The organism is Halococcus sp. AFM35 (assembly GCF_051195015.1).
In the GTDB taxonomy this organism is placed as follows: domain Archaea; phylum Halobacteriota; class Halobacteria; order Halobacteriales; family Halococcaceae; genus Halococcus.
Window position 1 is genome coordinate 105,244 of sequence record NZ_JBNTJU010000002.1, and the last position, 18,002, is coordinate 123,245.

At 65.5% G+C, this 18,002-nt stretch carries 18 protein-coding genes; 9 read left to right on the top strand and 9 right to left on the bottom strand.

What is annotated here, in order from left to right:
* Window positions 1-23: 23 nt before the first annotated feature.
* Genes ACQUQO_RS02240 through ACQUQO_RS02250 form a run of 3 tightly spaced genes read left to right on the top strand, consistent with a single transcriptional unit; the run spans window position 24 to window position 1,918 of the window.
* A complete protein-coding gene (locus ACQUQO_RS02240) occupies window positions 24-842 on the top strand; it encodes an aldo/keto reductase (RefSeq protein WP_435076311.1) in 819 nt (272 codons plus the stop codon).
* Window positions 843-887: 45 nt separating this feature from the next.
* Window positions 888-1,556 (top strand): MBL fold metallo-hydrolase, encoded by a 669-nt coding sequence (locus ACQUQO_RS02245; protein WP_435076312.1) that lies wholly within the window; start codon window positions 888-890, stop codon window positions 1,554-1,556.
* A gap of 32 nt (window positions 1,557-1,588) precedes the next feature.
* Window positions 1,589-1,918: a hypothetical protein gene (locus tag ACQUQO_RS02250; protein ID WP_435076313.1), complete on the top strand. Its 330-nt coding sequence runs from the start codon at window positions 1,589-1,591 to the stop codon at window positions 1,916-1,918.
* On the opposite strand, the gene ACQUQO_RS02255 is transcribed toward ACQUQO_RS02250, so the two are convergent.
* Genes ACQUQO_RS02255 through ACQUQO_RS02270 form a run of 4 tightly spaced genes read right to left on the bottom strand, consistent with a single transcriptional unit; the run spans window position 1,899 to window position 5,421 of the window.
* The gene (locus ACQUQO_RS02255) at window positions 1,899-2,231 is read right to left on the bottom strand and encodes a DUF7126 family protein (protein ID WP_435076314.1); all 333 of its coding nucleotides are present in this window, start codon (window positions 2,229-2,231) and stop codon (window positions 1,899-1,901) included. The genes ACQUQO_RS02250 and ACQUQO_RS02255 overlap by 20 nt on opposite strands.
* Entirely contained in the window at window positions 2,228-3,145 is a 918-nt protein-coding gene (gene guaA / locus ACQUQO_RS02260) for a glutamine-hydrolyzing GMP synthase (protein WP_435076315.1), read from the bottom strand. Before guaA ends, ACQUQO_RS02255 begins: the two co-directional genes overlap by 4 nt.
* Window positions 3,145-4,779 (bottom strand): CTP synthase, encoded by a 1,635-nt coding sequence (locus tag ACQUQO_RS02265; RefSeq protein ID WP_435076316.1) that lies wholly within the window; start codon window positions 4,777-4,779, stop codon window positions 3,145-3,147. The genes guaA and ACQUQO_RS02265 overlap by 1 nt, the downstream gene beginning before the upstream one ends.
* A gap of 54 nt (window positions 4,780-4,833) precedes the next feature.
* A complete protein-coding gene (locus ACQUQO_RS02270; protein ID WP_435076317.1) occupies window positions 4,834-5,421 on the bottom strand; it encodes an alpha/beta hydrolase in 588 nt (195 codons plus the stop codon).
* Between the two features lie 54 nt (window positions 5,422-5,475).
* Between ACQUQO_RS02270 and ACQUQO_RS02275 the strand changes: the two genes are divergently transcribed.
* Window positions 5,476-6,324 (top strand): PspA/IM30 family protein, encoded by an 849-nt coding sequence (locus ACQUQO_RS02275; RefSeq protein WP_435076318.1) that lies wholly within the window; start codon window positions 5,476-5,478, stop codon window positions 6,322-6,324.
* Window position 6,325: 1 nt separating this feature from the next.
* Here the strand turns inward: ACQUQO_RS02275 and ACQUQO_RS02280 are convergent, their stop codons facing one another.
* Complete coding sequence (locus ACQUQO_RS02280) at window positions 6,326-6,808, bottom strand: deoxyuridine 5'-triphosphate nucleotidohydrolase (protein WP_435076452.1); 483 nt, start codon at window positions 6,806-6,808, stop codon at window positions 6,326-6,328.
* 387 nt (window positions 6,809-7,195) lie between these two features.
* Here ACQUQO_RS02280 and ACQUQO_RS02285 point away from each other — a divergent pair, with 387 nt between their 5' ends.
* Together ACQUQO_RS02285 and ACQUQO_RS02290 are read left to right on the top strand one after the other, a co-directional pair.
* Window positions 7,196-9,169 (top strand): aconitate hydratase, encoded by a 1,974-nt coding sequence (locus tag ACQUQO_RS02285; protein ID WP_435076319.1) that lies wholly within the window; start codon window positions 7,196-7,198, stop codon window positions 9,167-9,169.
* Window positions 9,170-9,488: 319 nt separating this feature from the next.
* Window positions 9,489-9,872, top strand: coding sequence for a DUF6276 family protein (locus ACQUQO_RS02290; protein ID WP_435076320.1), 384 nt, complete (start codon window positions 9,489-9,491; stop codon window positions 9,870-9,872).
* On the opposite strand, the gene ACQUQO_RS02295 is transcribed toward ACQUQO_RS02290, so the two are convergent.
* Window positions 9,869-10,849: a hypothetical protein gene (locus tag ACQUQO_RS02295; RefSeq protein WP_435076321.1), complete on the bottom strand. Its 981-nt coding sequence runs from the start codon at window positions 10,847-10,849 to the stop codon at window positions 9,869-9,871. The two genes, ACQUQO_RS02290 and ACQUQO_RS02295, sit on opposite strands and share 4 nt — an antisense overlap.
* Before the next feature lie 66 nt (window positions 10,850-10,915).
* Window positions 10,916-12,160 carry a peptide chain release factor aRF-1 gene (gene prf1 / locus ACQUQO_RS02300; protein ID WP_435076322.1) on the bottom strand — a complete coding sequence of 415 codons (1,245 nt, stop codon included), beginning with the start codon at window positions 12,158-12,160 and terminating at the stop codon, window positions 10,916-10,918.
* 90 nt (window positions 12,161-12,250) lie between these two features.
* Between prf1 and ACQUQO_RS02305 the strand changes: the two genes are divergently transcribed.
* Window positions 12,251-13,093, top strand: a complete 843-nt coding sequence (locus ACQUQO_RS02305) for a MinD/ParA family ATP-binding protein (RefSeq protein WP_435076324.1) — start codon at window positions 12,251-12,253, stop codon at window positions 13,091-13,093.
* On the opposite strand, the gene argS is transcribed toward ACQUQO_RS02305, so the two are convergent.
* Window positions 13,094-14,881 carry an arginine--tRNA ligase gene (gene argS, locus ACQUQO_RS02310; RefSeq protein WP_435076325.1) on the bottom strand — a complete coding sequence of 596 codons (1,788 nt, stop codon included), beginning with the start codon at window positions 14,879-14,881 and terminating at the stop codon, window positions 13,094-13,096. It lies immediately after the preceding gene.
* A gap of 188 nt (window positions 14,882-15,069) precedes the next feature.
* Between argS and ACQUQO_RS02315 the strand changes: the two genes are divergently transcribed.
* Window positions 15,070-15,774 (top strand): DUF120 domain-containing protein, encoded by a 705-nt coding sequence (locus tag ACQUQO_RS02315; protein ID WP_435076326.1) that lies wholly within the window; start codon window positions 15,070-15,072, stop codon window positions 15,772-15,774.
* The gene (ribB, locus tag ACQUQO_RS02320; RefSeq protein WP_435076327.1) at window positions 15,771-16,454 is read left to right on the top strand and encodes a 3,4-dihydroxy-2-butanone-4-phosphate synthase; all 684 of its coding nucleotides are present in this window, start codon (window positions 15,771-15,773) and stop codon (window positions 16,452-16,454) included. Before ACQUQO_RS02315 ends, ribB begins: the two co-directional genes overlap by 4 nt.
* On the opposite strand, the gene ACQUQO_RS02325 is transcribed toward ribB, so the two are convergent.
* Entirely contained in the window at window positions 16,451-17,887 is a 1,437-nt protein-coding gene (locus ACQUQO_RS02325) for a Na+/H+ antiporter NhaC family protein (protein WP_435076328.1), read from the bottom strand. The genes ribB and ACQUQO_RS02325 overlap by 4 nt on opposite strands.
* Between the last annotated feature and the right edge of the window lie 115 nt (window positions 17,888-18,002).

Consider the following 18,002-nt stretch of genomic DNA (forward strand, 5'->3'; position numbering starts at 1 on the left):
CGCTCGCCGGACGGTTCTGTGCTATGGAGTACGTCAGCGTTCAGGACGTCGAGGTTCCGGCGCTCGGACTCGGTACGTGGCGCATGCAGGGACCGACCTGTCGGCGTGCCGTGGCGACGGCCCTCGACCTCGGCTATCGGCGCATCGACACCGCCCAAGCCTACGGCAACGAGCGTCAGGTCGGCGCGGCCATCACCGAATCCGACGTCGACCGCGAGGACCTGTTCGTGACGACGAAACTCGACTCGTCGAACCGCGACCACGACTCGGTGCTCGCCTCGACCCGCGAGAGCCTCCGTAAGCTCGAAACCGACTACGTCGACCTGCTGCTCATCCACCAGCCGAATCCACGAGTGGACCTCGACGAGACCATCGGCGCGATGGACGAACTAATCGAGGAGGGACTCGTCGAACACATCGGCGTCTCGAACTTCGGCGTTTCGCGCCTCCACGCCGCCCGCGAGCACGCCAACGCGTCGATTCTCGCCGACCAAGTGCAGTATCACCCCTTCTGGGACCAGACCACGCTGCTCGATTACTGCCAAATCCACGATATCATGCTGACGGCCTACAGCCCGTTGGCCCACGGCGGTGCGGTGAGCGACGACCTCCTCGGGGATATCGGCGCGCGCTACGAGAAGACGCCCGCACAGGTCGCGCTCCGCTGGCTGGTCCAACAGGACAACGTTACGACGATTCCGAAATCGACGAGTCCCGAACACTTGGAGGCCAACCTCCAGATATTCGACTTCGAACTCACGGAGGCGGAAATGCGCGCGATTGCGCGGCCCTCGATTTCCCGCACGGCGTCGAGTTTCCTCCGCGCACGGCTGCCGCTGTGAGCCGCCGACCGTCGACGCTTTCCTTCCGCCGGTCGTCGTTCGACCATGGCAACCGAACTCGCCGACGGCATCCATTGGTTCGGGTTGACCGGCGTGAACGCCTATCTCGTCGAAGACGACGTGCTCACGCTCGTCGATGCCGGCACGCCGTTCGACGCTCGCGCCATCGAAAACGAAATCGAAGACGCCGGCCACGCGGTCGCGGACGTCGAGCGCGTCCTCCTGACCCACTACGACTTCGACCACGCCGGCGCGCTCGCCCGGCTTCCGGGCCTCGATGCGACGGTCCGTGCGGGCGCGGCCGATGCGGCCATCCTGACTGGCGAGCGTCACCCGACCCTCTCCACTCACAAAGGGTTGCTCCAGCGCGTGACGAAACCGTTCGTGCGTTCGCCGAACTCACCTGTTGAGCCGATTGCCGACGGCGAGCAGGTGGGTTCGTTCACGGCCTACCACACGCCGGGACACACGCCCGGCCATACCGCCTTCGTGAGCGAAGAGCAATCCGTGGGATTTCTCGGCGACCTCGTCTTCGAAGGTGGCGGGACGCTCACGGTCTCGCCGTGGCTCGTGAGCTACGATACCGACGAGGCCGAGGCGAGCGTGCGGTCGCTCGCCGAGCGCGCGCCAGCTTTCGACGCTCTCGGGATGGGTCACGGAGTCCCCTTCGTTCGGGACGGCGACGAGCGACTCGCCGACCTCGCCGCGAACTGAGGAATTTTATCGGTTCGGCACGAATGGATACCATGAGCACCGGCGACGACCTCCCCGACGGCTGGCAGCAACCCGAATCCGACGCACAGGCCGGCCAGTACAACCCACAGCAGCCGATTCGCTACGAACGCGACGACGTCGAGGTTCACCTCCAGCCGGCGACGAACACCACCGACACCGACCAGGACGTCTGGCGACTCAACGTCATCGATGAAGACCGCGATGCGACCGGACCGGTTCGTGACGGTATCGAGGGCCGTGGCAGCGCCATCGACGCCGCCCGCGAGTTCATGGAGCGCTACAACGAGCGCTGTGTTGCGGGCGAGGCGAGCACCGAGGCGGTTATCGCGTCGTTTCGGTGAGTTCCTCGGCGACCGTCTCGGCGTCGAACAGAGCCGGGTCGAGCAGCAGGTCGGCCTGTCCTTTGGCGAACTCGGGGAGCGACTCGCGCGCGTAGACGACCACGCGAATCTCATCGACGAGATCGACGGCCACGGGTATCGCGGTCGCCTGTCCGACGTCGGTGAGCACGAACAGGCTCGCCCCGTCGATGCCGGCGTCTTCGAGTGCCGAGCCATTGGCGATGCCGTCGATTCGCGCAACGCCCATCCCCTCGGCTTCGAGCGCGTCACCCAGTCCGTCGGGGTCGGGACCAGCGAGCACAGTTTTGTTCATTCGTACTCGATGGTCGCGGGCGGTTTGTGCGTGACGTCGTAGACGACCCGCGAGACGCTCTCCAACGACCCCGTAATCCGACTCTGGAGGCGCTGGAGGGTTGCCCAGTCGAGTTCCTGCGCGCGGGCGGTCATCCCGTCTCGTGACTCGACCGCACGAACCGAGATTACCCAGCCGTGGACGCGGTTGTCGCCCTTCACGCCGGTGGCCTTGCCGATGACCGCCGCGAGCGCCTGCCACGGGTCGTACTCCTCCAATTCCTCCTCGACGATGTGGGTCGCCTCGCGCGCCACGTGCAGTTTCTCCTCGGTGACTTCGCCGAGCACTCTGACGGCGAGGCCCGGGCCGGGGAACGGCATCCGCTCGGCGACGAGTTCGTCGAGGTCGAGCGCGCGGGCGACCTCGCGCACTTCGTCCTTGTAGAGGTCGCGCACGGGTTCGACGATGCCCGAGAAATCCACGACCTCGGGCAGGCCACCGACGTTGTGATGGGATTTGATGCCTCCTTCCGATTCGATGCGGTCAGGGTAGATGGTGCCCTGGACGAGGTACCCCGCCTCGGCCTCGCGGGCCTCGCGCTCGAACTCGCGGATGAAGCGCTCGCCGACGACCGCACGCTTTTCCTCGGGGTCCGTCACCCCAGAGAGCGCGTCGAGGAATCGCTCGTGAGCATCGACGATGCGGAGGCCCTCCATGTACGCGAAGGTCTCCTCGACCTGTTCGGTCTCGCCCTTGCGCATCAGTCCGGTGTCGACGTACACAGGTGTGAGTCGGTCGCCGAGGGCCTCGTAGGCGAGCGCGGCCGCCACCGAGGAGTCCACGCCGCCCGAGAGCGCAATGACGGCGTCGGCGTCGCCGACCTGTTCGTCGATTTCGGCGACAGCCTCGTCGATGAATTTCTCCACTTCGACCATCAGGCTTCGACCTCGTTGACCCGCTGTTCGCGTTCGTCGATTGTGGCGTCGAGAAAGCCAACGAACGGCGGACTCGCCCGGCCGGGCCGCGAGCGGAACTCGGGATGGAACTGCGTGCCGAAGAAGAACGGATGGTCCTGGAGTTCGAGGATCTCCATCCGGTTGTTCGCGCGGCCCGAGAAGGTCAATCCGGCGGTTTCCAGCTCGTCGATGTATTCGGGATTGACCTCGTAGCGGTGGCGGTGGCGCTCGGTACAGCTCTCGCCGTAGAGGTCGGCAGCGAGCGTCTCCCTCTCGATGGCGGTCTCGTGGGCACCGAGTCGCATCGTCCCGCCGAGGTCCTCGACGTCGTACTGTTCTGGCAGCAGGCCGATGACGGGATGGGGCGTGTCGGCTTCCATCTCCGTCGAGTGCGCGTCGTTCAGCCCGCAGACGTTTCGCGCGTATTCGATGACGGCCATCTGGAAGCCAAGGCAGAGTCCCAGAAAGGGAACGTCGTTCTCGCGGGCGTAGCGCGCGGCGGCGATCTTCTCGCCCGTGCCCCGCGTGCCGAACCCGCCCGGCACGACGATACCGTCGGCCTCTTTGAGTCGGCGCTCGTGGGTGTTCGCCATCTCCTCGGCGTCGACCCACAGCACCTCGACCTCGATACCGTGTTCGAGACCCGCGTGTTTGAGCGCCTCGTGAATCGAGAGATAGGCGTCTTCGAGGGCGTATTTGCCGACGAGTGCAACAGTAACGGTGCCGGACTGCTCGCGGGTCACGATGTCGCGCCATTGACTCGCACGCTCGGATTCGGGCCGGGCCGCATCCGCGATTTCTAACCTATCCATCACGTACTCGTCGAGACCCTCCTCCTCGACCATCAGCGGGACGTGATAGATGTCTTCTACATCTGGATTCGAGAAGACTGCCTCGGTGGGAACGTCACAGAAGAGTGCGATCTTCTCCTTCGTGTCGGCGTCGAGTTCGTCCTCACACCGACCGACCACGATGTCGGGCTGGAGACCAATCGACCGGAGTTCCTTGACCGAGTGCTGGGTGGGTTTGGTCTTCTGTTCGCCGTTTTTCGAGTAGGGGACGAGGGTGACGTGGGCGAGCAGGACGTCCTCGTCCCGTTCCTCGTGGGCGAACTGTCGGATAGCCTCGTAGTACGGGCCACCCTCGATGTCACCCACCGTGCCGCCGACCTCGATGAGACAGACGTCGTGGCCCGCCGCGGCCTCCCGGATTCGCCGCTTGATGTCGTCGGTGATGTGCGGAATGATCTGGACCGTCTTCCCGAGATAGTCGCCGGCGCGTTCCTTCTCGATGACGTTCTTATAGAGCTTTCCAGTGGTTATATTCTGGTCGAAGCTCATGTCCGCATCGAGGAAGCGCTCGTAGTTGCCGAGGTCGAGGTCGACCTCGCCGCCGTCTTTCAGGACGTAGACCTCCCCGTGCTGGTAGGGGTTCATCGTCCCGGCATCGACGTTGAGATATGGGTCGATTTTCACAGCCGTCACGTCGAAGCCGGCGTTTTCGAGCAGCCTCCCTGTGCTCGCGGCCGTGATTCCCTTTCCGAGACCGGACATCACGCCTCCGGTGACGAAGACGAACTTCGGTCCCGAATCGGGACCAGGATTTGTCGGCATAGCAACGGTGGGCAAGCGGTAGGGAAAGACGTTTCGGAGCGAGCGATGCCCGCCTCACCCCGACTCGTTGAAAAACGCCGCGACCCGCTCGGCGACCTTTTCGGACTGGCCGAGAAAGAAGTGGTCGGCCGACAGTCCTTCGATGTCCATGTCGTGTTCGCGGGCGCGCTCGACGACCGGCTCCCAGTCGGCCGTCGAATCGCGCTCGGCGTAGAGGATTTTCACTGGACTGTCGATGCCGTCGAGTGCGGCCACCGCGTCAGCCCCCTCCCGGCCGCTGTCGGGCGCGAGCGCACACACCGCCCACAGTCCCTCGATTTCGGGAGCGGCACACAGCGCCATCGTCGCGCCGAAACTAAATCCAAAGAGTCCCACCCGCTCGTAGCGCTCGCGCGCCCACTGGATGGCATTTTTCACGTCTTCCTGTTCGCCACGGCCCTCGTCCCACTCGCCATAGTCGAAGCGCAGACAGGCGATGCCGTGGTCGCGGAGTTCCTTGCTCACGGCCGTGAGCCGCTGGTCGGCGCGCGTGCCGCCCTGCTGGGGATGGGGCGGACACGCGACGACGGCTTCGGTCGTGTCGCCGTTCGGTTCGTCGAGCGTGCCGCGCGCGTCCCGGCCGCCGGGCAGTACGACGTCCATTGCCCGCTGTTGGCGTGGAAGGTGTTTTAAGATGGCGGACCGCTAGTGGCCGACATGGGAATCCTCTCGCGCGCGTCGTACGTCATCCGGTCACGGCTGAACGCCGTGTTGAACAGTGCCGAGGACCCCGGCGAGCAGCTCGATTACTCCTACGAGCAGTTGCGCGACCAGTTGCAGGACGTGAAGGGCGGCATCGCCGACCTCACCACCCAGAAGAAGCGCCTCGAAATCCAGAAGCGCCGGCTCGAAGAGAACGTCGAGAAACACAACGAGCAGGCCCGCGAGGCGGTGCGGCAGGATAGGGAAGATTTGGCGCGGCAGGCCTTGGAGAAGAAAAAGCAGAAGATGACTCAAATCGAGGACCTGGAGGGCCAGATATCCGACCTCCAGAACACCCAGGACAACCTCGTCGAGAAGAAGAACACCCTGCAGGGGCGCATCGAGGAGTTCCGCACCCAGAAGGAGACGATGAAGGCGCGCTACGAGGCCGCCGAGGCGAGCACCAGAGTCTCGGAGGCGATGACCGGTGCCGGCGACGAGATGGAGGACGTGAGCCGGTCAATCGAGCGCGCCAACGAGCGCACCGAGGACATGGAGGCCCGAGCGGAGGCGATGGACGAACTCGAAGAGTCGGGCGCGTTCGAGGACGCCCTCTCGGATAAGGACAGCATCGACCGCGAACTCGAATCGCTGAGCACCGACAGCGAGGTCGATGCCGAACTCGAAACCCTGCAAGCCGAGATGGGCGAGGGAACCACTGAAGAGTCAGCGGACGAATCGACCGACGAGAGCACCGAGACCGAGACGAGCGCCGCCGACGGCGGGGCCGATTCCCGTGTCGAGGAGACCGACGCCGACGTCGAGGCCGAACTCGAAGAGCTACAGAGCGACACCGACAACTAAGCTACTCGATGTTCTCGCCCTGATAGCTTCCGGCGTAGGTTCTCCCATGCTCGGCGTCGGCGAGCACGAACTGCGCGATTCGCGCCCCGTGTTCGAGTTCGATGTCGTGGTGGACCTCCAGGAGACCCTCGCCGCGGCCCTCGTAGCCCGCATCCCAGACGGCCGTATGGAGCATACACGAGTTGCGCATGAGCGACGAGCGTGGGTAGATGAACCCCACGTGGTCGTCGGGGATGCTGATCGTCTCGCCATAACGGGCGATATAGCCGCCCGGCGCGAGTGCATAGCTCCCTGACTCGTCCGTATCGAGTTCCCGGCGCTCGCCGACTGTCTTGCCATCGGCACCGATGCGACCGGTCTCTCGCTGCTCGAAGACGGCATCGAGGGTGAGGTCGACGCCATTGGGCTGGATCTGCTCGTCCGCCACGGGCGTGAGCTGTGCGGCGACGAACGAACCGCTCTCGTACATACCTCTGCTTTCCAGCCGCGAGTAAATGCGTATCGAAGCGGCTGTATCGTCTGTTGAACCGTTCGAGTCGGTTCGATACGATTCAACCGCAGCAGCCGATTCCACCGCTGCGCATCCTGACTCAAACAGAACCGCGACACCCACATACCTCGCCAGCCGATTCCGTCGCTCGCTTCACTCGCTCGCTCATCCACCGTCAGAACTGCGTTCTGACGAGCCTGCACTCACGTCGTTCGTGCAGACCTCGCGCGTTCTCCGGCCTGCGGCCGGATTCATCGTGCGCCACCGCCCAATAATAACCGGACTCTCGTCCGCCCGAAATGGCAACATTTGCGCTGTGTGACGGTCTTTCGTGCGAAACGCGGGGGATTTATACCGATGGGTGGCCGAGTGTTCGGTGCTATGGGAAACACGCTGACCGAGAAAATCCTCGATGACCACCTCGTCGAGGGGGAACTCGAAACCGGCGAGGAGATCGGCATCGACATCGACCAAGTGCTCACACAGGACACGACGGGCACGCTGGTCTGGCTCCAGTTCGAGGCGCTGGGGATGGACGAGGTCCAGACCGAGCTCGCCGCCCAGTACTGTGACCACCAGACTTACCAATTCGATTTCAAGAACTCCGACGACCACCGTTTTCTCAGGAGCGCGGCCGGCACCTTCGGCGCACACTTCTCGCGCCCCGGCAACGGAATCTGTCATCAGGTCCACAAAGAACGGTTCGCCGCGCCCGGCAAGACGATGCTCGGCAGCGACTCGCATACTCCGACGCCTGGCGGGATGGGCGAACTCGCCATCGGCTCCGGTGGGCTCGATGTTGCGGTGGCGATGGGCGGCGGTCCCTACTACATCGAGATGCCCGAGGTCGTCAACGTCCATCTGGAGGGCGAACTCCCCGAATGGGCGACCGCGAAGGACGTCATCCTCCACCTGCTCGGCGAACTCTCCGTGAAGGGTGGCGTCGGCAAGGTGCTCGAATACACCGGTCCGGGCGTCGAGAACCTCTCGGTGCCCGAGCGGACGACCATCACGAACATGGGCACCGAGTTGGGGGCGACGACCTCCATCTTCCCGACCGACGACCGCACCCAGGAGTTCCTCGACCGCCTCGGCCGCGGCGACGAACACGTCGAGATCGGCCCGGACGACGATGCGGAGTACGACGACCAAATCGAGGTCGACCTGAGCGAGATCGAACCGCTCATCGCTACGCCGTCGATGCCCGACAACGTCGTCCCCGTGGGCGAGGTCGCCGGCGAGGACGTCGATCAGGTCATCATCGGCTCGTGTACCAACGGAGCCTACGAGGACATTCTTCCTGGGGCGAAGATGCTCGAAGGCCGCGAAGTGAACAAGACGACCGAGATGATCGTCGCGCCCGGCTCGAAACAGGCCTCCGAACTGCTCGCCCGGGAGGGCTGGAGTGCCGAGATGATGGCCGCCGGCGTCAACTTCTCCGAGGCCACCTGTGGTGCCTGCATCGGCATCGGCCACGTGCCCGCCTCCGACTCGGTGAGCCTCAGAACGTTCAACCGCAACTTCGAGGGTCGCTCGGGCATCGAGGACGACTCGGTCTATCTCTGCTCGCCCGAGGTCGCCACGGCCTCGGCCATCGCGGGCGAAATCGTCGACCCGCGGGACCTCGCCGACGAACTCGGCGACCTGGAGGACCCCGGCTTCGAGATGGCCGACCAGTATGATGGCTCGACGGCCGACCTCATCGCGCCCGACGAGTCCGTCGACGACGGTCTCGTGAAAGGGCCGAACATCGGCGACGTCCCCCTCAAAGACCCGCTCGACGCTCACTTGGAGGGCTCAGCGCTGCTCACAATGGGCGACAACATCACGACCGACCACATCATCCCCGCGACCCAGGACATCCTGATGTACCGGTCGAACATCCCGAAACTCTCGGAGTTCACCCTTTCGAGAGTCGACGAGGAGTTCGCCCAGCGCGCGCTCGATAGTGATGGGGGCTTCCTCGTCGCCGGCGAGAACTACGGCCAAGGGAGTTCGCGCGAGCACGCCGCCCTCTGCCCGATGTACTTGGGTGTGGAGGGCGTCCTCGCCGAGAGCTTCGCCCGCATCCACAAGGCGAACCTCTTCAACTTCGGGCTGCTCCCGCTCGAAATCGACGCCGACGCACAGGAGAAAATCGAACAGGGCGATGACATCGAAATCGTCGACGACGTCGAAGAGGCCGTCCGCTCCGGTCAGGAGGAGTTCACGGTTCGCGTGAACGACGACTGGGAGACCACCGGCGTGCTCGACGCCTCCCAGCGCGAGCGCGAAATCCTCGCCGACGGCGGCAAGCTGCCCCACACCAAGGCCCAGCAGGACAGCTCCGGCGGCGCGGCTCCCGCGGACGACTAAGCACCCACTTTTTTACTCGTCGGGTTAACTCACTTCGTTTGCCAACCTCTCCTCGCAAAAACCTGGACTAAAAACTCCCGCTCGCAAACCGCGCGAGCGGCGAACCCCGCTCGCTACGCTCGCGCGGATGCTGATGTCTTCCGCTCCGCAAACCGCACAGCCACCGCACCGGCCGCAGAAGCCCTCGCTCCCTCCGGTCGCTCGCTCTTCATCCGCCGAGGACCGCAACCGCCACAACCGCGCCACACCGTACTGCACCGCCACCGCGCCGCACCGTGGCCGCCGGGCAGGCTTTCACCTCTGACTCCCTGATTCGCGCATGAACTGTCCCGACTGCGGAGCCGCGACGGTCGCGTTCGCCGTTCCCGACGACCTCCGCGAACTCTTCGACGAACCCGCGGCCGCGCTCTGCACGCGCTGTCTCGTGCTCCACTCGGTCGAGAGCGCCGACGCGAACCCCGACTTCGCGGCCGTGAGCGACGACTTTCCGACCGATGCGGCGGCGGTCCCGATGGCGCTCACAGTCGGGTTGCTCGATTCGCTCGCGCTGCACCGTGGGGCGGTCGAGACGTTGCTCGAACGGGTTGAACGAAAGGGAACCGACCCGTTGCTCGTCCTCGATAGATTGGCGAGCGACCCGTCGCTCGACCCGAACATCGACCTCACAACGCGCCGCCGGCAGGTGGCCCAGTTCCGCGATTAGGGCTGTTTCACTGCCGAGGCGATGCGCTGGACCAGCGACGGCGCGGTGCGCTGACCCTCCGTGACCTGATAGTCGTTGCTGAGGCTCCCGTCCGTATCGGCGCTCAGAATCCGCATGTCGGCGTCTTCGGCGATTGACACGACGCCGGTCTCGACGGACCCGAGCGTCGTCACGAGATACGGCCGCGCATCGACGGCAGCCGCGATGTCACGCAACTGGGTCGCGGCCTCCCGTTCGGGGCGTTCGTGAACCGCCGCCACGACGCGGCTGTCGAGCAGGTCGTCCTCGCCGTAGACGTGGACGGGCTGCTCGCCTCGGTCGGTGCTCACTGTCGTGTTCGCCTGCGCGTCGAAGCCGCGCCCTTCGAGGGTCTCGACCATCGACTCGCGGGCGGCGAGCTGTGCCTCCACCCAGCGCGTCCCTTCGTCGGTGAGCGCGTACCGACAGAGCACGCGCTCGGTTGCATCGCCCGGCGCGTAGATGTCGTCACAGTCACGACAGCGAAGCCCGTGCTCGGGAGACTCGGCGTACGACCCACAGTCCTGACAGACGTGGCGCAACCCGCGCTCGACCTCGTCGAGCGAGTCGAGATGGGCCTCGCAGTCGGGACAGACGAACTCCTCGGGACCGACTTCGAACGCCTCGCGTGCGGCGATGTGACCACACGAGAGATGCTCGAACAGTTCGGTCTCGACTGTATGTGCCGAGCCACAACCCGGGCAGGCGGTCGTGTAGGCCATCCCCTCCGCGCCGCAGCCGGGGCAGAGATACACCTTCTCCTCGAAGGTCTTGCCCAAAATTCCGCGTTTGGCGAGCGATTCGAGCACCTCGAAGGCCGCGGGGTCGCCCGCGTCGAGGCGCGCCGCGGCGTCGGGATAGCTCACCGTGCCGCCTTCGGTGTCGATGGTCGGTTCGTACTCCGCTTGCGAGCCGTCCGCGAGCGCCGTGAGTGCCGTGAGTGTGCCGGGCGAGACCATAGTCGCTACCGTCCACTCCGTCGCCGACGGTATATAGTTTCTTCCACGGCTCGGTCGGCGAACGGTTCAGACGCCCGTCGAGTACCGCAGGATGCCGGCGATGCCACCGAAGGCGTTCAGCAGCTGTTCGCCCTTCTCGAAGTCCGAGGAGATGAATCGCGTCTCGGTGCCGCGCTGTTCGGCAATCGAGATGAGATGGTCGATTGCGTCCCCGCGCTCGACGGTCTCGGGTTCCGCGCCACACTCCTCGCAGGCGTGGTCGGGCGTCTCGGCATGCGGGTCGACGAGTTCGTGGTCCTCGTGGCCCTCGGGACAGTGGTAGGTCACGGCGTCCTTGCGGAGGTCCTCGGAGATCAGAAGTCTATCGACCGAGCCGAGCACGAGGTTCTCGCGGGTGGGACCGAACCCGTAGGTCGCGAGGTCGCCACCGTGAAGCTCGGCGAAGAACTCCTCCATCTCGGCTTTGTCCTGCATGACCTCCTGGTCGGCCAGCGCGTCGCTCGCGGCGTCGACGAGGTCCGACAGTCCCGACTCGTCGGTGTAGGCGACGTCGAACTTGCCGATGACCTTCTCCTGAAGTTCGTGGTGGAGGTAATCGCCATCGAGGAACTCGTCCTTGGTGGGCGATGGCCCGCCTACCAGCACGCCGTCGAGGTCGTGACGTTCGGGCACCATCAGGTCGTCGGCCATCCCCGCGACCTCCTGATAGAAGTTGTCGATGGCCTCCAGTCGGAGGCGGGCGAACCGCTGGGCGGACTGGCCACCCTTTCGCTGCTTGCCCGGGACCAGCGATGACGCCGATTTGACGGGTTCGATGCGCTTGCCCTTGAGCCAGCCGACGTTGGCCTCCCGCCGGTCGAGCACGACGAGTCCAAAGAGGCCCTGGTCGGCGAGCATCTCCTCTAAGGGGTCGGTGACGAACTCCGACGAACACCGGTACATCGAGGAGTGGATGGGCTGTGGTGGGTCCTCCAGCACTCTGGTGACCATCTCGGTCTGGCCGCCGCCGGTGTCGATAGCGCCGCTGAATAGCACCATTCCGTTCTCGGGTACGGTGTCGTAGTATCTGAGTCGGTCCTTGATGCTCTTCAGGGCGTCCTGGACGTTCGTGCGGGTCTGTTTGGATTTGATGTTCGAGGCCTCGGAGTACTCCTCGTTGATGTGGGCGACGTTGTCCGAGATCTGCTCGTCGGGGGTGATATAGAGGCTGACGAGCTGGGTTCCCGAGCCTTCGTATTCCTTGAGGTCCTCGATGACACGCCGGAACTCGTATTTCTTCCGGTCCGATTGCTCGGCTTGCTGGGTGCTCATTGTGAGATATACCGCCTTCCGGGGTAAGTACCCTTTGACAGCCCGAACCTTGCGGGCAGTTTTATGTAGCCACTCGTGGTTAGAACAGCCATGACCGGCCACGTCTATGCGCTGGCGGGCGGCAAGGGCGGCGTCGGCAAGACCACCTCTACGGTGAACCTCGGCGCGGCACTCCGCGCGGCGGGCCACGACACGGTCGTCGTCGATGCGGACCTCGCGATGGCGAACCTCGGCGCGATGGTCGACCTCCCATCCGGGCCGACCCTGCACGACGTGCTCGCGGGTGAGACCCCCCTCCACGAGGCGCTCGTCTGGCTTCCTACTGAGGGGCCGTCGACGCGTTCGCCGCCCGAGGAGGGACCGTATCTCGTCGCCGTTCCGGGGTCGCGTTCGCTCGATGCGTTCGCCGACGCCGACCCCGGCGACCTCAGCCGGGTATTGGGCTCGCTCGCCGAGGCGGCCGATTTCGTGCTCTGTGACACCGGCGCGGGGCTGAGCCACGAGAGCGCCGTCCCGCTCGGCGTCGCCGACGGCGTGGTCGTGGTGACGACGCCCGACTCGATGGCCATCGAAGACGCGGGAAAAACCATCGACTTCGCCGCCCACGCCGGTGGGACGGTCGTCGGGGCGGTGCTCACCCACGCCGGCGAGGAGACCGACATCTCGGCGTTGGCCGCCGACCTCGGCGTCGAGATGCTCGCGGTCGTGCCGGAAACCGACGCCGCCGGCGACGAGCCGCTCGTCGAAACAGCTCCGGAAAGCTACGCTGCCGACGCCTACGAGCGCCTCGCGGCGACGCTCGTAGAGCGCGGCGACCCCGGCACGGGCACGTTCGCCGACAGCGACCTCGTGAGTCGCTCGGACGAACCCGATGCAGCCGACTCGACCGTCGTTGGCCGCCTCTCAGGCATGCTCGACCGAAGCGAGAACTGATTACATCGATTCGGGCGCGGCGACGCCGAGCAGGCCGAGGGCGTTCGCCACTGTTTGCCGGGCAGCGGCCACGAGCGCGAGGCGCTGTGTGCGCACCTCGCCGTCGGCTGATAACACTGGACACTCCCGATAGAAGGCGTTGAACGCCTCGGCGAACGTGCGAGTGTAGGTCGCCACCACGTGTGGCGCGAGTTCGTCGGCCGCGCGGTCGACGACCGCCGGGAACCGGGCGATCACCGCCAGCAGTTCGCGCTCCTCGTCGGTCGTGAGGTGGGTTGTATCGACGGTTTCTGGAACGCCGTCGGCAGCATCTTCTCGCGGTGGGTCCGCTCGACTCTTCGAGGCGTGTTGGGCCTCGCTGAGAATCCCACAGGTCCGTGCGTGGACGTACTGCACATAGGGGGCGCTCTGGGCCTCGAAATCGAGCGCGCGCTCCCACTCGAAGGTGATGGATTTCGCGGGCTGTTTCGCCACGATGTCGTAGCGCACCGCGCCGATGCCCACTTGGCGGGCGATGCGTGCCACGTCTTCCTCCCCGAGTTCGTCGTCACGAATCCGCGAGTCGAGCCGGGACTCGACCTCCTCGCGGGCGCGTGCGATGGATTCGTCGAGCAGGTCGTCCAGGTCGATGCCGGTGCCCTGTCGGGTACTCATCCCGCCCTCGGGGAGGTTTATCCACGAGTAGTACACCGAATCGAGCTGGTCGGTGTCGTTGCCGAGAACATCGAGGGTTTCGCGGAGCTGTTCGGCCTGGAGCTTGTGGTCTTCGCCCAGTACGGTGACGGCGCGGTCGAAATTCGCGAACTTCCACTCGTGGTGGGCCAAATCGCGGGTGGTGTAGAGGCTCGTTCCGTCCGAACGGAGGAAGACCAAATTCTTCTCGAAGCTCGGCAGGTCGAGCTGCCACGCATCCTCCTCGTAGACCGCGTACTCGGTGTCTTTGAGGCGCGCAACGAGGTCTTCGGTACTCCCGTCGCGGATGAATCGAGTCTCCTTGACGAACTCGTCGAAGTTCACGGGAAGACGGTCGAGCGATTCGCGCATCCCCGAGAGCACGCCGTCGACGACCTCCTCCACCCGCTCGTAGGTCGTCTCGTCGCCCTCCTCAAGCCCTTCGAGAATCGAGCGGATTTCCGCTTCGGCGTTCTCGCTTGCGCTCTCGCTCGCCTCTTCGAGAAATTCGTTGCCCTTGCGGTAGTAGCGCACGAGGTCGTAATCGCCCCGCTCGCGCGCCGGCTCGGGCAGGTCGCTCTCCTCGAAGGTCTCGTAGGCCCACGTGAACACGGCCATCTGTCGGCCGGCGTCGTTGACGTAGTAGTGCCGCGAAACGTCGTAGCCAGCGAAATCGAGGACGTTGGCGAGCGCGTCGCCGATGATGGGGTTGCGCGCCCGGCCGACGTGGACGGGACCAGTGGGGTTCGCGCTCGTGTGTTCGACGACCACCGTTTCGCCCTTCTCGTCGAGTCGGCCGAACTCCTCCTCGCCGGCTGCTTGGAGAGTGGCGTCGTAGTAGGCCTGCGAAGGATGGAAGTTGACGTACGGGCCGGCCTGTGAGACCGACTCGATGTAGTCGTACGTCGATGGGTCGATTGCCTCGGCGAGGTCACCGGCCAGCTGTGGCGGTGGCGCACCCACCTCCGCAGCCAGCCGGAAGGCCACGCTGGAGGCGAGCACGGCATCGACGCTCTCGGGCGGGTCCTCGATGCCGAGGTCCGTGGTTTCGACATCGAGCGAATCGAGCGCGTCCGACAGCGCCCCGGCGACCTCGGCGCGAAGGGAGAGGAACATGTCTCCGCTTCCGTGGCTCCCACCAAATGCGTGTTGGGTTCGAGTAGATGCCTCGTTGCCGAAAGCCGAGGAGTTTACCGTCATCCGTCCGGACTCCGTGATGACACCCGACCGACGAACCGCATCACGTTTTTGGTATCCATTCCACATCCGATACGCTTATGCGGGGCGGGTCGTTGTATCGAACCATGTCGATGGCAACCGAGGGCACAGTTGGCAACGACGAACTCACCACCCTCAAGCTGCTCGCACTCGATGGCGCGCTCGAAAGCGACGTCAAAATCTCCTGTGCGGCCCTCGCGGCCGACCTCGACGCCTCGAACCAGACCGCCTCCAGACGCCTCCAGCACCTCGACGATGCCGGACTCCTCGCCCGTGAAACCGTCGCCGACGGTCAGTGGGTCGCAGTGACCGAGACCGGCGAGCGCGCGCTGCGGGCCGAGTACGCCGACTACCGACGCCTGTTCGAGGAGCACACGACTGTCGAACTCGATGGGACCGTGACGAGCGGGATGGGCGAGGGTCGCCACTACATCTCGCTGTCGGGCTACATGGCCCAGTTCGAGGACCGACTCGGCTACGAGCCGTTTCCCGGCACACTCAACGTTGCACTCGCCGCCGAGAGCACCAGAGCGCGCACGGCGCTCGATGCGGCCGAACCCACGAAAATCGACGGCTGGGAGGACGACGACCGTACGTATGGCCCGGCGTTTTGCTATCCCGCGACGGTCCTCCACGACGGTCGGGAGTACGATCGCGCCCACGTCATCGCGCCCGAACGGACCCACCACGACGAGGACCAGCTCGAAGTCATCGCGCCGGTGAAACTCCGCGAGGAGTTCGGGCTTGCCGACGGGGAGCCTATCACTGTGCGCATCGAGGTGGCATCGTGACCTCGCGGACCAGCGACCACGCCCTCGACCACGGGAACGCGGAACCGGTCGAACGGGCGATTCGCTCGCTGGCGGCCGGCGACCCAGTCCTGATTCACGATGCCGCCGACCGCGAGGGCGAGACCGACCTCGTCTATCCCGCCGCTGCCGTCACTTCCGATTCACTCGCACACCTGCGCAACGACGCCGGCGGGCTGGTCTGTGTCGCGCTTTCGGACACCGTGGCCCGCGCGTTCGACCTCCCCTTCGCCCGTGAGACCATCGACCATCCTGCGGCCGACGGGGGGACGTTGAGCTACGGCGACCGGTCGTCCTTCTCGCTGACGGTGAACCACCGCGACACCTACACCGGCATCACCGACGACGACCGGGCGAAAACCATCACTGAACTCGCGCGTGCGGCTGCCGCACCCGACGAAACCGACTTCGCCGACGAGTTCCGCGCGCCCGGCCACGTCCATCTGCTCCGCGGAGCCTCGGGAGGAGTGGCCGAGCGCCGCGGCCACACCGAACTCGCGCTCGCGCTCGCCGACGCCGCCGAGTGCCCGCCGGCGGTCGTCGTCTGTGAGATGCTCGACGACGCGGGTGGGGAACTCCCGCCGGCGGGCGCACAGGCCTATGCCGAGCGGAACGGATTGGTGTACGTCGAGGGAAGCGCGGTCCTCGACGCCTTCCGTTAGTCGTTGGCAGTTACCGCGTCCGTTCGGGCGCGCTGGTCGACGCCGTGGCCCGTGTAGGCCATTACAAATAGTACCGCCGGCGAGAGGAAGCCGAAGAAGTAGTACGGCACGAACGTCCACGAGGTGGCGAACCCGAGCACGCCGGCCATGTAGACCGCCCCCGCATGCCACGGGAAGAGCGGTCCGGTGGGCGTGCCGGCGGCCTCGACTGCCCGCGAGAGGTCGGTCGTCTTCAGGTCATGTTCGTCGTAGAGACTCCGCAGGCTCATCCCAGGGACGACGATGCTCATGTACTGCTGGGCAGTGACGGCGTTGGTCACTATTGCGGCGACGCCCGTGCCGGCGACGAGCGAGCCGGGCGAGTCGATGGCCGCCGCGAGGTGGTGGGCGAGCACCGCGAGGACACCGGTGCGTTCGAGCAACCCACCCAGAGAGAGCGCCGCGACGACGACCGCGATGGTCCACGCCGAACCGGTGATTCCACCGGTCGCGAGCAGGCCGTTCACGACCTCGCTGCCCGTCTCCGGGGCAGTGCCGTTCAAAAACACCTCCCACGCCCGCGTGAACGACGCGCCCTGTACGAACATCGTGGTGAACGCGCCGGCGAAGACACCCGCGAGCAGCGCCGGCAGCGCCGGAATCCCGTAGATGGCGAGACCGAACGTTACGACCAGCGGGGCGAAGACGAGCGGACCGAGCGCGTAGGTCGCCGCGAGCGGGTCGCTGATGGCCGCGGCGTTCGCGCCGGCGGCGTCGATGACGGCCGCGCCGAGGCCTCCGTAGGCGAGCACCGAGAGACCGAACGCGAGAAGCGTCCCGAATCGCATCGCTCGGATATGTGCGTAGAGGTTCGTATCGGTGACGCCGGCCGCGAGGTTCGTCGTGTCCGACAGCGGGCTCTGCTTGTCGCCGGCGTAGGCTCCCGAGACGACCGCACCCGCGGTCATCGGTGCGGGAACGCCGAGACCCTCGCCGATGCCGATGAACGCCACCCCGAGCGTTCCCACCGTGGTCCACGAGGAGCCGACCGCGAAGGCCACGACCGCCGCGAGCACGGCAGCCACCGGGAGGAATATGCTCGGCGAGAGCACTCCGAGACCGTAGTACATCAGGCCCGGAATCGTGCCCGCGCTCGTCCACGTCGCGATGAGACTGTAGATGACGAAGAGGATGAGTATCGCCTGCAAGCCCATCCGCAACCCGCTCGCGGCGGCGTCGTAGAGTTCTTCCCAGTCGTAATCGAACCGATAACGGGCGAACAGTCCGGTGAAAACGACGGCCCACAGCAGCGGCCCGTGCGGTGCGAGACCCAGATACCCCGACCCGATGCCGAGGAAGACCACGACCGCGCCGACCGGCACGAGCGCCTCGGTGAGGCTCGGCCGGCGCGCGGGCGCGATGTCTTCGTATGAAAGCGGTGCGAAATCGCTCATCGCCGCTGACTAATTCACTAGGGTAATTAAGACTCTCGAAATAATTACTTGGGGGTATCCGCCGCGGCCGGCGGCAAGCATTGGGCCGACCGACACTCGTGGATTTAAGACATCG